Source organism: Alteromonas sp. ABH4_453 (assembly GCF_056160665.1).
Genome location: NZ_JBSWXP010000002.1, coordinates 574,220 through 589,692 on the forward strand (window position 1 = coordinate 574,220; position 15,473 = coordinate 589,692).

A 15,473-nucleotide genomic window follows, 5' to 3' on the forward strand; every position below is an offset into this window, starting at 1 on the left:
CGTAATCGGGTGCGTATAAGTACGCTTAATATAAACGCCTAATATAAGCGTTTATTCGCCGAAGCTACCCGCAGGGCCTGGGTAAACGACAACGCTTTCAACACCGTCCTTGTTAACGCTGGCTACGCCAAAGAAGTAGTTGTCGATAACGACGTTCTCAAGCATAGCCTCGGTGACGTTACCCACATATTTACTGTATTCCCATTGCGGAGCATCAGTATGACGCCAGTATACTTTGTACCCTTTAAGCTGCGGGTTCTCTTCAGCGTCTAGGGCATCCCACTTTAAAAATGTTGAAGGTTGAACTGCACCGGCAATTTCTACATTTGCAGGTGGATTCGGTGCCCACGCCATTGCAGCAAGTGAAACAGCATTAAGGCCAGTAAGTTTGGCAGCGTAATCAAAGTCGACGCCATCCAAGGTGTCACCATAGGCAATACCGTCTTCTACGCGAAGGTCTTGATGCTGGCGGGTGTAGTTTTCGTTAGTTTCCATAATACGAATACCCGGATAGCCCAAGTCGTTAAACGGGCGGTGGTGGCCGCCACGACCAAAGCGATCTAAACGATAAATCACCATAGTGTCTAAATTTTCAATGTACTTATCAGCGATTTTATCGATATAGCGGGCAAGGTTACGGCTTGGTGAGTCAACTTCACCCCCGGTGAAACGTCGCATGCGCGCTTCTTTATCCGTTTCGGTTACGCGTGTACCTTCAGCAAACAAGCGAGCGGTTGTGTTGTTAATCACACCGTTAACCCCTTCGATATTGCCTATCATGTCATTGTTGAGCACGGCTTTAATTCGCCAGCCGTCTTTCTTAGCTTGGTTTGCCATAATACGTCCGCCGAAAAGCCCTTGCTCTTCGCCAGATAGTGCAGCGTAGACGATGCTACCGTTAAACTTGTACTTGGATAATACTCGCGCCGCTTCAAGGGTACCGGCAACACCAGAGGCGTTGTCGTTTGCACCTGGTGAATCAGAGGTGAAATCCATCACATCAGACACCCGTGAATCAATGTCGCCAGACATGATCACGTAACGGCCTGGATCAGTAATACCGCGTTGAATAGCAATAACACTAACCACTTCTACCGGCTCGGGAATACGCTTTTCTCCGCTGATAACTTCCGCCTGGTAGTACACTTCTAAGCAGCCACCACACTCAGCTGAAATTTTATCAAATTCAGATTTAATCCATCGGCGCGCCGCGCCTATACCGCGAGTATCAGACTCGGTTTCAGAAAGAGTATGGCGAGTACCAAAATTCACCAACTTGGTAATGTCTTTTTCGATGTTTTCGGCGGAAACATTTTTGGCAATATCGTAAAGTGCTTGGTGCTGTTCACTTTGTGCGTGAGTAGCGAAAGAAACGGTGCCGCTCAATAATACAGCAGATGTCAGCAGGGTGTTTTTACTTATTTTTGCGCTTAAGTTAGCGAGTGCGGATAGGTTTTTTATCATTGTTCTCTCCAGTGTTTATCTTTTCACCATAACCAATACGTGGCTTGGCTACAATTGGAGTAAACGATTTAAACTAGCCAACTATCGCAAGTTCGAAAACGATCTATTCTTTACTTTTTGATAAAAAGTAGAGGTGAGAGTATGTTTAGTGAACAGTAAATGAGCGAAGAGATTGAATAGTGACGGCTAGAGTATGTATAAAACGCCAACGACGGTTCGATGGCGATAGGAGGATATGATATATAAAAAGCGATGGGTATTAATACGCCTCGCTTAAACTTGGCTTATATAAACGCAAATGCGTCGCCGAATAGGTTCTCAACTTTTAAGCCGCGTTGTGTAAAGTCATCGCGTACTACTTTTGCCATTTCGAAGCGACCGGCAACATATACTTGAACGTTCGCAAAGTCAGCATGGTCTGCCATTACCGCATGATGTACCCAGCCTGTTCTGCCTTTCCACTCGTCGCATGCAAACTCGACAACCGGCACAAAAGTGAAGTGCTCATTCGCTTCAGCGAGTTCAGTTAGTTTGTCAGCTAAATACAAATCTGCCGCGTGTTTTCCACCCCAATAAAGGGTAAGTGGTGTTTTGTCTCCGCTGTTAAGGTGCTCTTGCAGAATAGAGTAGGTATACGAGAAACCCGTACCACCAGCAATAAGCACCATAGGCAGACCGTTACTTTGCAAAAATGCATTGCCATTACCTATATTTACGGTAATTTCGCCATCTGCACGCATGCGCTCTAGCACTTCACCGGCGTAACTGTTGCCAGGCTCTGCGCCAATGTGTAATTCAATGCGGTTATTATCAAAGGCGGCATTAGCAATAGAAAATGGACGCATATCTTTTTCGCCCATTACCACCATAGCGTACTGACCCGCTTTAAACTCAACAGGGCTTTCTGGTGTTAATTCAACTTTTTGAACCACTTCGGTCAAAGGCGTGATGCTTGCAACCTTACACTTAATTTCTGACATGTATTCTCTTCTAACCTTCTTGCTTAGCGTGTCGCCTTTTCATGCGCTTTAAGACAAGCGCATGCTTTAATAATCGTTAATAGCGCTACATCGAGTCGCTACATAATACCAAGACTGTCCCAAATATCATCAACGCGTTTTTTAACGTCTTCGTCCATCACAATGGGCACGCCCCATTCACGGTCGGTCTCGCCCGGCATCTTGTTTGTCGCGTCCATGCCCATCTTAGAGCCAAGCCCTGAAACGGGGGACGCAAAGTCCAAGTAATCGATAGGCGTATTTTCTATCATCACCGTGTCGCGGGCTGGGTCCATACGGGTAGTAATAGCCCATATAACATCGTTCCAGTCGCGGGCATTAACGTCGTCATCGCACACTATCACAAATTTTGTGTACATGAACTGTCGTAAGAAAGACCACACGCCCATCATCACTCGTTTAGCGTGACCTGGGTATTGTTTCTTCATGGTAACCACCGCCATGCGGTAAGAACAGCCTTCTGGCGGCAAATAGAAATCGACAATTTCAGGGAACTGCTTTTGCAAAATAGGCACAAACACTTCGTTTAGCGCCACACCTAATATAGCAGGCTCATCTGGCGGACGGCCGGTATAGGTTGAATGATAAATAGGATCTTTACGGTGCGTAATATGGGTAACGGTAAACACAGGGAAGTCGTCGACTTCATTATAATAACCGGTGTGATCGCCATAAGGGCCTTCAGGTGCAGTTTCATCTTGTGCAATATAGCCTTCAAGCACAATCTCCGCGCTGGCAGGTACTTGTAAGTCGTTACTAATAGACTTAACTACTTCGGTTTTATCTCCACGCAGTAAGCCAGCAAAGGCATATTCTGAAAGGGTATCTGGAACAGGGGTAACTGCACCTAAAATGGTAGCTGGATCTGCACCCAGCGCCACTGATACAGGATAGGGTTCGCCAGGGTGTGTTTGACACCATTCACGAAAATCTAGCGCACCGCCACGGTGTGACAACCAGCGCATAATAAGTTTGTTTTTGCCGATTACCTGCTGACGGTAAATCCCCAAGTTCTGGCGCTTTTTGTGTGGTCCTTTAGTAACACTCAAACCCCAGGTTACCAAAGGTGCAGCGTCACCTGGCCAACAGCGCTGAACCGGAATTTTTGACAAGTCTACATCGTCACCGGTAAGCACCACTTCCTGACAAGGGGCTTTCTTGAGTACTTTGGCAGGCATGTTAAGCACCTGCTTAAATACTGGCAGCTTCTCCCAAAGATCTTTTAGTCCTTTAGGTGGCTCTGGCTCTTTCAAATAAGCCAGTAATTTGCCTACTTCACGAAGTGCTTCGACAGACTCTTGACCCATGCCCATAGCGACGCGCTCTGGCGTACCAAATAAATTGGCCAATACGGGCATGTTGTGGTTCTTGGGGTTTTCAAATAAAAGTGCAGGGCCGCCGGCACGCAAAGTCCTGTCGGCAATCTCTGTCATCTCAAGGTCGGTATCAATCGGCTGGCTAATGCGTACCAATTCACCTTTAGCTTCTAGCTGGCGAATAAAGTCGCGTAAATCTTTGTACTTCATCAGTGCAGGTGCATCCACAAACTCAATTTATGGCAAGAATATACTATTTAGCGCCAAAGTCCGATCAGTAAGCGAGGTGTTTATACGATTAAACGTTTTACAGGTGAACTGGCCTGCAACATTGCCTCGCCCTGCTCGTAGGTTTTTCTTGGCAATATTAGTTAAATTACGCTTTACAGAGGTGCCATTTGGGTGTGATATAAGAAAGCGTTAAAAATATTAACAAATCTAAGGTGGATAGCGCTTTGGTGTACGCGCTTTAGTTTAGGCTTTGGCTTCTAGTGCTTTTATAGAGGTGCTTGAAAAAAGGTTCTGGACCAAAGTTTTATGCTGAGAAGTTTCAGCTGGCACAGTGCTAAACTCCTTATAACCCTTTTGCCTAAGGTGGTTACATGAGTTCATTCGATCAGGACATGCTAGACGAATTAAATTTGTTATTGAAGTTTCCCACAGACAGCCTGCTTCAAGGTTTGAAAATTCATCACGATGCAAGCCAAAGCATGGTGAATGCAGCGTCCAGGCTTTACTCGAAAGGCCTAATCACCCAGCCTGACGGCGGTTATCTAACAGATTTAGGCATTGACCTAGCCGATCACGCCCGCCATATCCAATCGGCCATGTGCCCTCGAAAAAGTAGCCACTGATCTTAAGAGGCTGGCGATAGAGTGAATGCAAAAAGACAGCGTAAAAGCTGAAAACAATTCGCCGCTAGCCTCCGCTTATAGTGTCCATGTGTAAAGATAAGTATGCCTTGGTTAAGATAATCTATAATTAGCCGATACCTTAACCAAGACATGGTAATCAACACATACTCTTTTGCTATGAAACGTATTCTACACACAGCCTTATTTATTTGTGCCTCTGCGATGGGCTTTTCTGCTTATGCCTTAGAAGGCGAAACCATTGAAGAGCTTCGCGCAGTTCAGCTTTACAGCCAAGACGCGTTAATCGACATGATCAACGCTAATACTCACTTAGATAAAGTGGTAGAAGACAGATGTCAGCTTGTTCAAGACATTGAGGCCCGTGCGGATGTATTAAAAGTGCCGGCCTACCAGTTTTTATGGGGGGACATGCTGGCGTGGGGCGTGTGCGTTGATGCTGAACCTTCCCGCGGTATTGGCTACATGGAAGATGCCGCAAATCAAGGTTTGCCAGCAGCACTTGAGCAGCTTGGGCGTTACTATGCAAAGGGTACGCTTGTGCAGCAGGATAAAGCACGCGCAGTGGTGTATTTGCGAGAAGCAGCCGCACTTAAAAACCTGAAAGCGCAGATTCGCTTGGTCGAGTTGTTTTTAGAAGGTCATGGTAGCCCTTACGACTATGAAGATGCCTACCACTGGCTTTATAACTCTGTGACCAATGATAAAAAACAGCACCAGCAAATAGCTTCATACCTCGCTCGCTTAGAAAAATTAATGCACCCGAGAGCTGTACGTGAAGCAAAGCGGCCTTTAGATAGTTAGATATTGCTAGTACTTAATAGATTGCAAACGACTAAATGATTAATAGAGGGGGTAGGGAAACAAACCTACAGGAAAGAAAGGCTAGTAAATACCCAAAGCGCCCTTCTGCAAAAGCGATAACCTTTTCGCATTGATGGCCTTAGAGTATTGTCGCTCTGAAGGGGCTTAGCGCTTTCGCCAGCCTGTGAGCATTGGACGAACTAATTGAATATTTCCCCTATGTTGCACAGCAAATACGGCAGCTACATGTACTAGCACGCATGCGTAGAGAATGTCGGCCATAATGCTGTGTATCCATTCCAGCGTACTATTACCAAACATGGCATCTATTTCTTCCATCATAAAACCGGTAATACCTAAACCCAGCAGTAGCATGATAACGGCCATTATCATCAGCCAGCCGAAAGGGTTGTGGCCATGGTGAGTGGGAATTTTCTTTTGTTTTACGTATTGAATATGTTCAGTGAAGGCCTGTTGATGTAATGCTACGTTAGAAAAGCTTGCGTATTCAGTGGCTACCTTTTTACTAGCTTCGAATTTGGTTGATAAAAAGCCCCAGCTAACTCGTATGGATATAAGTGCTACCGCAATGTAACCAGTTATTTCGTGATAAAGGCGACCTGGCTCTACAATAAAATAGTTGGTCACAAAGGTAGCGACAAGGCCCCAGTGGCATAGGCGCACCACCCAATCCCAAATATAAATGTCCGAAGGCGTATCTTTAGGTCTGTACATTACATAACTTTCTTAAGGTAAAATAAAAACGCTGCAATAGTTTGCAGCGTTTTCATCAAGTATTAAAGCAAGCGAGCTATCAGCCGTTTGCTAAAACACACTTAGTGCATTTCTTTCTTAACAATGCTGCCATCAACTGGGTTAAAGTAAATTTCTACTTTGTTTTCTTCTTTGTCGAAGCCGTAGATTTCGTAGCAGTTGCCGCCTGTTACTTTAAACTCGTTAATTTTGTAACCTTGCGCTAACAGTTGAGCCTGGAACGCATCTTGGTTTTGCCATTCAGCTTCAGGTGCAGTAGTACACTGCGTAGTACCGTGCTCCGCACTACAAGCACTTAATAGGGTCGCAGCGCCAATAGCCGTAGCCATCATTAATTTTTTCATTGCAGTCTCCATTTCGCTTATTAGTTAAATGTTGTTTCTGTCCTACGTGAAATGAGTGTACTTAGTTTGCTCTTTGATGCAAAGGGGAGTTTTTGCAATAGACATATATCGCGGCGTACATTTTTGTTATTGTCGATATTCACGATATAGTTTTAAAAATTAGCGCGGTAAAGAACTATCGTTAGCGCGAGACGTGGCTTTCTTTTTATGAAGGGTAAGCGAAAGTTCGAACCCACAGACACTTGCATATCTGACTAAAGTCTTCCAATTAGGGTTGCTATTCTCTTTTTCCAATCGGCTAATATTACTCTTGTGTGTTTGCATTTTTTGCGCAAGCTGCTCTTGAGTTAGCCCTGCCTCTTTCCTCATAGATATTAGCTGCTCGATAAGTGTGAACTCGCTTTCGAGGCGATCATATTCTTTTTTTACATCTTTGTTCTTCAATGCTTCACGCTTAAGGTTTTGCAAAGTCATAGCTAGTTAACCTCTTTCATTCTCAATCTGGCGATCTGTATTACTTCCTTCGGCGTCTTCTGAGACTTTTTTATGAACGCATATAAAATATGTATCTGTCTTCCTTTTGTGTAGCAGAATAGCCCCCTACCGATTCCTTCTTTTGCTTTAGCTCTGACCTCGAACAAACCTGTACTCATGGGTTTAGTATGAGGAGCCCCTAAGTTCGGGCCATGCTTTTCCATAAGTTCTAATAACCGTATAAAACGTGCCTGCACTTTAGGTGGCATAGCCAATATTTGCTCTTTAACGCCTCTGTGAAACTTGATCTCCCAATTCATCATTATTCCTATTGGGTTATCATTAATGATAACTTTTGTTGTGTATTTATTCAACAAAAGTTACATAGAGCTTTACTTAATAACAACTGAGCTCTGGTACAGAGCTGATTAGGGAAAAAGAAAGGGAAAGTCGTCTGTCACAAAAGTGCCTTTGACTTGTCACCTATGCTTCATCGAACCTTCGCAAAAGCGTTCTACATTCTTGTGCTTCGATAATTCTAAAAAGTAGGCAATGTCGCCAATCTATCGGTGAACTGCTTATAAAAATACATAAACACCCTATAAGCACACGAAAGGAATGATTTGATGCGCCCTCTCTACCCTCGAAGCGTTTTTCCACGATCTATGCTGGCTACAACGATTGCGTTCGCTTTATCAAGCGCAGCATTTGCGCAAGAAGTAACGCCCGACTCAGAAACTGACTATATAGAAGAGATTACGGTAACCGCCCAAATGCGAGAGCAGTCCGTAATGGATGTGCCTGTTACCATGGATGTCATAGGCAGCGAGTTTCTAGAGCGTACCAATATCATGGAACTTGACGAGCTTTCTCGCATATTGCCGAACGTTCAAATTCAGGAACAAGCCGTAAGCTTACCGTCTTTTAACATTCGCGGTGTCACCGATGATGTGTCATCAGTGTCGGCAACGCCTCGTATATCTGTATATCAAGATGGCTTTGACATCAGTAAGAAAACCGTAGCCAGCGTTGCGCTTTACGATATTGCTCGCGTTGAAGTGCTAAAAGGCCCGCAGCCAACTTTATTTGGTGTGGCGGCAGCCAATGGCGCGGTAAGCATTCACTCTAATCTTCCCACCTTCGAACAAGAGGGCGAAGTGCAGGTTGGCTATAACTCAGAGCAAGGCCAAGAAGTTGAGTTTATGTATAACCAGCCTGTTAACGACAACCACAGTTTCCGTATTGCCGGACTTTACCGAGAAATGGACGGCATTGTAGAAAACAATGCGTGCAGCGCTGACTCTTATTACGGTAATGCCAACATGTATAACCATTTAGGCGAAGAAGTACCGTGCAATAGCGAAGACCTTCAGGGTGTGTCGGTGCAAGCACTTCGCGCAACTTGGCTTGCAAGCTATGAGAAGCTAGAAATTATTGCTCGTGCGGCCATGGAATATAATGACCAGCCGGGTATCGCTTTTAAATCTGGCTCTATCGCACCAAATGGTGGAGATACCAGCCCTTTTACTGATGCTGAATTTAGTTTGGGTGGTGAGCTAGGTATCGAGCGTACGCTTCAAGCTTATGATTTAACCGTAAACTACGATTTCAACCAAATGCTTAGCCTACACGCCGACGCCTACTATAAAGATGTAGAGGTGAGCGAAGGTTTTGATGCTGACGGTTCAGCGTTGCGTATTCAAGACGCTTATTTTGATAACGACGCTACGCTTCAAGGCGCATCAATGCGCTTAGTATATGATTCTGGGGATAAACTGGCGGCGTTTGTTGGCGCATCTATTACTCAAGATGAATCGATTTTGCCTTACTATGTGATGGTAGACCCATTTATACGCGGTACTTTCGATGCAGTAAAAGCACAGCTTGAGGCTAGTTCTAATATTCCGCTTAATCAGAATATAGCGACCAACGCATCGCTAGAGGAAATAGAAGCGCTACGTGCCATGTTGGTGTCGCAGCTATTTAATGCCGATGGCTCACCTATTTCTAATCCAGCGCTACCGCCTATTTTTATACAAGGGCCGTTTACTTTTGAAGCTGAGCTAGACATAGCGTCTTATGTTGCTGAAGTGTCGTATTTTGTTACCGACAATATTAACGTAACGGCTGGTGTACGCTACATTGATGAAACCCGTTATACGCGAAATACCTTTACTACTGCAGACGGTGCATTTACTTTTGATGCAGAGCGCGACTTTGACGATACTCTGCCACGCTTTGCGGTAAGCTATGACGTGGACAACAACTGGAATTTATACGCGAACTACGCCAAGGGCCGACGTTCACCGGTTGTTGATGCTAACGCGGGTGGCGTTAACGTCACAAAAGCTGAAATTGTGGATAGCTACGATTTGGGTGTTAAATATCAAAGCGCCAACTTCCTGTTCTCAGGCGCTATTTTTACCTATGAATACAGCGACTATCAGCAAAGCTTTACCGACGCAGAAACCTTGCAGTCTATTACTGTAACGGTAGGCGACTCGACCATGTCGGGCATTGAGGGTATGGCGACCTATAACTACAGCGAAACGCTGACGCTAACAGCAAGCCTTGGTTTTTTAGACGCTGAATTTGCTGACAATACTGCTGATGGTTCTGAATTCCAGTATGGCGGTAATAAGTTCCGCTTAGCGCCAGAGGTTAGCGGCGCGATAAACATCAATAAAGTATTCAATATGAATAGTTTTGACATTGATGTTAACTGGCTTACCAGCTTCCAATCTGAAGTGTTCTTTGAAAGCAGTAATTACCCTGGTCTTTCTCAAGACACTTACTCACTTACCGATGTTTCGGTGAAACTGCTTCAAGACAACAGCAAGTTTGCCTACGAATTTTACGTAAACAACCTGTTTGATAAAGAGTTCTTAATTGATGCAGGTAACACGGGTGGCGGCTTGGGCATTCCTACCTTCGTTCGCGGTATGCCTCGTATTGCCGGTGTGCGTGTTTATTACGAGTTTTAGAAATACCTAAAAATTAAGGCGCTTAACTGGGTTAAGCGCCTTAATCTAAACAAATTCTATTTACTATGCGTTTATTTCATAGCTATGCGTGTTAACCACTTTTCCAGCTTTGGTCAAAATCGCATCCACATAGTGCCACGTCGCTTTAGCATTTTCCTCGCTAACGGTCAGTGTCATAAAACCGCGCTGGTGAAGATTACAGTACTGTAAGTCTTCAATAAGAAGGGGAAGATCATCAGCAAGGGTTTCTGCCATTTCACCGTCCATACTTAAATAATGTTCCATACCGGGTGATGTTACGCCTGGGGTGGCAAGTTCAACACCCACTTCCGTTCCGTCTTTAAGGGTTAGTTTGTTGTGCCAAGCATTATGAGTATCGCCTGCTAGAGCAATAACGGGTTTGCCGATGGACTTAAGCTGCATTAACACCTGTTCCCGTTCTACAGGATAGCCATCCCATGCGTCTAGGTTATATGGCATTACGGTATTGATAAGCGCAAGCTCTTGCTCACTAAGTGCGCCACCTTGCTTTTGTTTGCGTTTGATATTCGCGAGCCTATGTACATGAGCAGGTATTGCTTTACGCTCAACACCGTTAAATATCGATACAGGGAAAAGCATGCGGCCTATTAATAGCTGCTGCCCTAACACCTGCCATTTAGCCTGGCTTTGCTGCATTGAAGAATGTAGCCAGTTGCGCTGGGTTTCACCAAGCAGTCCGCGCTTAGGGTTACCGATATCTTTCATAAAACGGGCTTGGTCGAACACTTTTGTTTCAGCATCGCGATAGTCGCCGTACTCAAGCTGTTTGTCGCGGGCTAGAACGCGGGTATCTAGCATGTATAAGTCAAGAAGCTTACCAAAGGTGAACTGGCGATAAATTTCTAAACGCTCAGTGCCAAACGGTGGGCGGATGGGTAGCCATTCGTAATAAGCTTGAACGGCCGCAGCACGGCGCTCATAAAAATCGCCTTCATCTTCTTGATGATTTTCAGCGCCTTCTTTATAAGTGTCGTTAGTAATTTCATGGTCATCCCACACCACAATAAACGGCTTGTTTTGGTGTAGCGTCAATAAACCTTCATCCGTACGATATAGCGCATAGCGATTGCGATAGTCGGTTAGCGTATAAAGCTCGGTATCGTTATCAGGCGCATAGGTTCTGCCTATCTCTTTTGCATGTTCTGTTGCATAACCTTTGCCATCGTACTCATAAATGTAGTCACCCAAGTGCAAGACATAATCGATGTTGTCGTCCTTCGCTGCTTCCATATAAGGCGTGAAAAAGCCAGCGGGGTAGTTAGAACAAGAAAATATGCCGAACGTGACCTTTGATACATCGGTTTCAGGAAGCGTTTGGGTTTCACCCACAGGGCTGGTCTCATTAGCGCTTTTAAAACGGTAAAAATAACGGTTAGCAGGACTAAGACCTGCCACGTCAACCTTTACGGTAAAGTCATGCGTTGCTTTAGCTTCAACAATGCCGCTACTTACCACGTTGGCAAAATCAGCATCGCTTGCCATTTCCCATAAAATATCGGCTTTGGCTAAACCTGAGCCTGAATCTGTTGTTGGCACGGCGCGCGTCCAAATAATAACGGCGTCTTTTAACGGGTCGCCACTAGCCACACCATGAGTAAAGGTTGCGTTAGTTTGCGGTTGGCTATTTGCTGAATTGCTCACTGTGCAGCCTGCTAGCCCTGTAGACACCGCCACGCTCGCACCTGCGAATGACGACAGCTTTATAAACGTTCTTCTATCCATATGCCTGCTCTTTATAGGTTTGTAAGGTAACTGGTGATGCCATTGTTTTGTTGAACGCTCATGCAACAAAAACGAAAACTCATTTTTATACTGAGTGTTTGTGACATACAGATGTCAGGCTGAGAATCCATAATAAGGCACAATCTTTTGCCGTAAATACTGTTATACTGTGCAGCAAATAACCACATGAACCAAAACTGGTTTGTGTGTCTAAAAAATCATATTCAATGTTTTCCATAGCGCTTTTAAGAGAAAAGCCACCAACGAAGACGTTTTGAACAAAGCAATTAAAGGTAATTTAAAAATACATGAGTGACGATCCGCATTATCAGCGCGAGAAAGAGAAGTACGAAAATCCGGTAGCCAGCCGCGAATATTTAATGAGTTTATTAAAAGAACACGACAAGCCGTTGTCGTTTCTTGATATCTGTAACTTGGTGAACGCTTTAGACGAAGAAGCGCGAATTGGAATTCAGCGCCGACTTCGTGCCATGGAGCGCGAAGGGCAGGTGCAATTCACTAAGCAGAAAAAGTACATACTTCAAAACCGTGATGAGCTCATAAAAGGCCGAATTATTGGTCACCGAGATGGTTACGGCTTCTTGCGTCCTGAAGACAAAAGCGGTGACTTATTTATCAGTGCAGGGCAAATGAACTTGTTCCTTCACGATGACGTGGTAGAAGCGCGTATAAGTGGTACCGACCGTCGCGGCAGAAAAGAAGCCTTTGTGACGCAAGTTATTGAGCCGCGCAGCGAGCCTATTGTTGGTCGTTACTTTGTTGAGCAGGGCTTTGGCATGGTAGTGCCAGATGACAGTCGGTTGCAGCATGAAATTGTAATTCCTCCAGAAAGCACCAACGGCGCCCGCATGGGGCAGGTAGTAGTGGTGGAACTTACCCAGCGTCCACGCCGTAAAATGAGCCCGGTGGGTAAAATTGTTGAAGTACTTGGCGAGCATATGGCGCCAGGTATGGAAATAGAAATGGCGCTTCGCACTTTCGATATTCCACACCAGTGGCCGAAAGGCGTGACTAAACAGGTCGAAAAGCTTACCGATCAAGTGCCCGATGAAGCCAAAGAGGGTCGTATTGATTTACGCCAGCTTCCCCTTGTTACTATAGACGGTGAAGACGCTCGCGACTTTGATGACGCGGTCTATTGTGAACCATTAGATGATGGCGGATGGCAATTATGGGTAGCCATAGCAGACGTAAGTCACTATGTAAGAACAGGCTCAGCGCTAGACGATGAAGCCCAGCAGCGCGGTAACTCGGTGTATTTCCCTGACCAAGTTATTCCAATGCTACCCGAGGTACTGTCTAACGGTTTGTGTTCACTAAACCCTGAAGTAGACCGCCTTTGTATGGTGTGTGAAATGACCATTAGCGCGAATGGTAAACTGGAAGAATTCCAGTTTTACGAAGCGGTAATGAATTCACATGCCCGGTTAACCTACACAAAAGTGTGGAATATTCTGCAGGGTGACAAAGAGCTACATCAGCGTTACGAGCCTCATGTACCTCATTTACGCAATCTTCACGATTTGTACCGTGCGCTCAAAAAAGCTCGAGCCAAACGCGGGGCCATTGAGTTTGAAACCCAAGAAGTGAAGTTTGTATTCAACGCCCAGCGCAAAATTGAAAATATTGTGCCGCTAGTGCGTAACGATGCGCATAAGCTTATTGAAGAGTGCATGATCATGGCGAACGTAAGTGCGGCTCTTATGCTTGAAAAGCATGAGGCGCCAGCGCTATATCGTGTACACGATAAGCCAGATGCCGATAGGCTTACCGCATTTACCAGCTACTTAAGTGAAATCGGTATTCCTCATGCCATTGTGGAAGATGCCGAGCCAGCCGCATTTACCGACGTGGTGCTTAAAACCCGCGGTCGAGTAGACGAAGAGCTTATTCAAACTATGTTGCTACGCTCGATGAAGCAAGCGGTTTACGATGGCGAAAACGTAGGGCACTTTGGTTTGGCGCTAGAAGCTTACGCACATTTCACATCACCTATCCGTCGCTACCCTGATTTGGTGGTACACCGCGCGCTGAAAGGCATTATTGCTAAACAGCAAGGTAAAAAAGCGGTAAGCGGCGCTAAAAACTACACCGTTGAAGAAATTGAACAGTTAGGTGAACAGTGTTCAATGACAGAGCGCCGCGCCGACGATGCCACCCGGGATGTGGCCGACTGGCTTAAATGCGAGTTCATGCTTGACCACGTAGGCGACACCTTCGAAGGGGTAGTAAGCTCAGTCACAAACTTTGGCTTATTCGTACGTCTTACTGAATACCATATTGACGGCTTAGTGCATATTACATCGTTAGATGACGACTATTACCATTACGACGATGTAAAACAGGCATTGGTTGGAGAATCGGGTCATCGTCAGTTCAGGCTTGGCGACACAGTAGAGGTTACCGTGGCGGCCGTAAATCTTGACGAAAGAAAGATTGATTTATTACTCGATAAGTCTATGCTGCGCAGCACTAAAGGCAAGAAGGTAAAAGTGAAGACAGCTAAAAAGTCTTCAGACAAACCTACTCGCTTTGATAACAAGCCCCGCTCTGGTAAAGACTCTCGTTCTGATAAGAAAGGGAGCAAAGGTAAAGGCGGCTCAAGCTCGTCTAGTCGAAGCGGTGGAAAATCGCCAAGTCGCGGCAGCGCAAAAGGCGGTAGCAGCGGCAAAACATTGTCATTGAATAAAAGAGGTAAGCGTTAAATGGCGCAGCAAGAATGGTTATACGGTTTACATGCCATGCAGTCGGTACTTGAGAAAGAGCCGGAGCGTGTAATGGAAGTGTGGGTTCTAAAAGGGCGTAACGATGAACGCTTGACCAACATTGTTAACCAGGCGCGCCGTTTCGGCATTTCAGTTCAGTTCAGTCAGCGTAAGGCGTTAGATGATAAAGTGAACGGCGAACAACACCAAGGCGTTGTTGCTAAAGCGAAACCTGCCCGCGTAATGGATGAAGCTGACCTTGATAAAATACTTGAACGAGAGTCGCAGCCGCTAATTTTGGTATTAGACGGTATCACCGACCCTCATAATTTAGGTGCATGCTTACGCACGGCTGATGGTGCGGGTGTACACGCAGTAGTTGTGCCCAAAGATAAGTCAGCAAGCTTAAACGGTACGGTACGAAAAGTGGCCTGTGGCGCAGCTGAAGTTATGCCGTTAATTCAAATTACGAATCTTGCTAGAACCTTGAAGCACCTTCAAGACAAAGGGCTTTGGATTGTGGGTACCGCCGGTGAAACTGACAAAACCCTTTATGATGTTGATCTAAAAGGTCCTACTGCGCTGGTAATGGGGGCAGAAGGCAAAGGTATGCGTCGACTTACAAAAGAAACCTGTGACGAATTGGTTAAGTTACCCATGGCTGGTAGCGTAACAAGTTTGAACGTATCGGTAGCAACTGGCGTTTGTTTATACGAAATCGTAAGACAGCGTAGTTTGTAAACACCGGCAGATTGTATAAGCAGGCTTCCTGCAACTACTGTAATAATATCATTGAAAAAAGCGCGTGAGCCGAAAAGGAGCACGCGCTTTTTGCTTTTAAGTAAAAATTATAAGTGTTTAATATTTTGTTACATTTGAGTTTGTGAAATAAATGTTAATTATGGAGTTTTATTCCTAACATGAATTTGCTC

Annotated in this window: 13 protein-coding genes; 5 read left to right on the plus strand and 8 right to left on the minus strand. The window is 45.2% G+C overall.

The window, feature by feature from the left end; genetic code table 11:
- Positions 1 to 51: 51 nt before the first annotated feature.
- The 3 genes from ACXAGV_RS05935 to ubiD form a co-directional block, all read right to left on the minus strand.
- Positions 52 to 1,464 carry a M28 family metallopeptidase gene (locus tag ACXAGV_RS05935; RefSeq protein ID WP_474872457.1) on the minus strand — a complete coding sequence of 471 codons (1,413 nt, stop codon included), beginning with the start codon at positions 1,462 to 1,464 and terminating at the stop codon, positions 52 to 54.
- A gap of 284 nt (positions 1,465 to 1,748) precedes the next feature.
- A complete protein-coding gene (fre, locus tag ACXAGV_RS05940) occupies positions 1,749 to 2,444 on the minus strand; it encodes an NAD(P)H-flavin reductase (RefSeq protein ID WP_474872458.1) in 696 nt (231 codons plus the stop codon).
- 98 nt (positions 2,445 to 2,542) lie between these two features.
- Entirely contained in the window at positions 2,543 to 4,009 is a 1,467-nt protein-coding gene (gene ubiD, locus ACXAGV_RS05945) for a 4-hydroxy-3-polyprenylbenzoate decarboxylase (protein ID WP_474872530.1), read from the minus strand.
- 392 nt (positions 4,010 to 4,401) lie between these two features.
- Between ubiD and ACXAGV_RS05950 the strand changes: the two genes are divergently transcribed.
- Both ACXAGV_RS05950 and ACXAGV_RS05955 read left to right on the plus strand, forming a co-directional pair.
- Positions 4,402 to 4,653, plus strand: a complete 252-nt coding sequence (locus ACXAGV_RS05950) for a TIGR02647 family protein (RefSeq protein ID WP_014950925.1) — start codon at positions 4,402 to 4,404, stop codon at positions 4,651 to 4,653.
- Between the two features lie 177 nt (positions 4,654 to 4,830).
- Positions 4,831 to 5,475, plus strand: a complete 645-nt coding sequence (locus tag ACXAGV_RS05955) for a tetratricopeptide repeat protein (protein WP_474872459.1) — start codon at positions 4,831 to 4,833, stop codon at positions 5,473 to 5,475.
- 165 nt (positions 5,476 to 5,640) lie between these two features.
- Here ACXAGV_RS05955 and ACXAGV_RS05960 read toward each other — a convergent pair whose 3' ends face one another.
- The 4 genes from ACXAGV_RS05960 to ACXAGV_RS05975 form a co-directional block, all read right to left on the minus strand.
- Positions 5,641 to 6,210, minus strand: a complete 570-nt coding sequence (locus ACXAGV_RS05960; RefSeq protein WP_474872460.1) for a cytochrome b/b6 domain-containing protein — start codon at positions 6,208 to 6,210, stop codon at positions 5,641 to 5,643.
- 101 nt (positions 6,211 to 6,311) lie between these two features.
- Positions 6,312 to 6,593, minus strand: a complete 282-nt coding sequence (locus ACXAGV_RS05965) for a PepSY domain-containing protein (protein WP_014950922.1) — start codon at positions 6,591 to 6,593, stop codon at positions 6,312 to 6,314.
- A gap of 159 nt (positions 6,594 to 6,752) precedes the next feature.
- On the minus strand, positions 6,753 to 7,067 hold the full coding sequence (locus ACXAGV_RS05970) for a helix-turn-helix domain-containing protein (RefSeq protein ID WP_474872461.1): 315 nt from the start codon (positions 7,065 to 7,067) through the stop codon (positions 6,753 to 6,755).
- Positions 7,068 to 7,069: 2 nt separating this feature from the next.
- Positions 7,070 to 7,390, minus strand: coding sequence for a type II toxin-antitoxin system RelE/ParE family toxin (locus ACXAGV_RS05975; RefSeq protein ID WP_474872531.1), 321 nt, complete (start codon positions 7,388 to 7,390; stop codon positions 7,070 to 7,072).
- 303 nt (positions 7,391 to 7,693) lie between these two features.
- On the opposite strand from ACXAGV_RS05975, the gene ACXAGV_RS05980 reads away from it, so the two are divergent.
- The gene (locus ACXAGV_RS05980; protein WP_474872462.1) at positions 7,694 to 10,051 is read left to right on the plus strand and encodes a TonB-dependent receptor; all 2,358 of its coding nucleotides are present in this window, start codon (positions 7,694 to 7,696) and stop codon (positions 10,049 to 10,051) included.
- A 63-nt stretch (positions 10,052 to 10,114) separates the two neighbouring features.
- On the opposite strand, the gene ACXAGV_RS05985 is transcribed toward ACXAGV_RS05980, so the two are convergent.
- Entirely contained in the window at positions 10,115 to 11,815 is a 1,701-nt protein-coding gene (locus ACXAGV_RS05985) for an alkaline phosphatase D family protein (RefSeq protein ID WP_474872463.1), read from the minus strand.
- A 308-nt stretch (positions 11,816 to 12,123) separates the two neighbouring features.
- Here ACXAGV_RS05985 and rnr point away from each other — a divergent pair, with 308 nt between their 5' ends.
- Positions 12,124 to 14,541 (plus strand): ribonuclease R, encoded by a 2,418-nt coding sequence (gene rnr / locus ACXAGV_RS05990; RefSeq protein WP_474872464.1) that lies wholly within the window; start codon positions 12,124 to 12,126, stop codon positions 14,539 to 14,541.
- The gene (rlmB, locus tag ACXAGV_RS05995; protein WP_334059904.1) at positions 14,542 to 15,282 is read left to right on the plus strand and encodes a 23S rRNA (guanosine(2251)-2'-O)-methyltransferase RlmB; all 741 of its coding nucleotides are present in this window, start codon (positions 14,542 to 14,544) and stop codon (positions 15,280 to 15,282) included.
- The last annotated feature ends 191 nt before the right edge of the window (positions 15,283 to 15,473 follow it).

Excerpts from the sequence above, each read along its gene's own strand:
- ACXAGV_RS05935 (WP_474872457.1), bottom strand. The coding sequence starts at position 1,464 with ATGATAAAAAACCTATCCGCACTCGCTAACTTAAGCGCAAAAATAAGT.
- fre (WP_474872458.1), bottom strand. The coding sequence starts at position 2,444 with ATGTCAGAAATTAAGTGTAAGGTTGCAAGCATCACGCCTTTGACCGAA.
- ubiD (WP_474872530.1), bottom strand. The coding sequence starts at position 4,009 with ATGAAGTACAAAGATTTACGCGACTTTATTCGCCAGCTAGAAGCTAAA.
- ACXAGV_RS05950 (WP_014950925.1), top strand. The coding sequence starts at position 4,402 with ATGAGTTCATTCGATCAGGACATGCTAGACGAATTAAATTTGTTATTG.
- ACXAGV_RS05955 (WP_474872459.1), top strand. The coding sequence starts at position 4,831 with ATGAAACGTATTCTACACACAGCCTTATTTATTTGTGCCTCTGCGATG.
- ACXAGV_RS05960 (WP_474872460.1), bottom strand. The coding sequence starts at position 6,210 with ATGTACAGACCTAAAGATACGCCTTCGGACATTTATATTTGGGATTGG.
- ACXAGV_RS05965 (WP_014950922.1), bottom strand. The coding sequence starts at position 6,593 with ATGAAAAAATTAATGATGGCTACGGCTATTGGCGCTGCGACCCTATTA.
- ACXAGV_RS05970 (WP_474872461.1), bottom strand. The coding sequence starts at position 7,067 with ATGACTTTGCAAAACCTTAAGCGTGAAGCATTGAAGAACAAAGATGTA.
- ACXAGV_RS05975 (WP_474872531.1), bottom strand. The coding sequence starts at position 7,390 with ATGATGAATTGGGAGATCAAGTTTCACAGAGGCGTTAAAGAGCAAATA.
- ACXAGV_RS05980 (WP_474872462.1), top strand. The coding sequence starts at position 7,694 with ATGCGCCCTCTCTACCCTCGAAGCGTTTTTCCACGATCTATGCTGGCT.
- ACXAGV_RS05985 (WP_474872463.1), bottom strand. The coding sequence starts at position 11,815 with ATGGATAGAAGAACGTTTATAAAGCTGTCGTCATTCGCAGGTGCGAGC.
- rnr (WP_474872464.1), top strand. The coding sequence starts at position 12,124 with ATGAGTGACGATCCGCATTATCAGCGCGAGAAAGAGAAGTACGAAAAT.
- rlmB (WP_334059904.1), top strand. The coding sequence starts at position 14,542 with ATGGCGCAGCAAGAATGGTTATACGGTTTACATGCCATGCAGTCGGTA.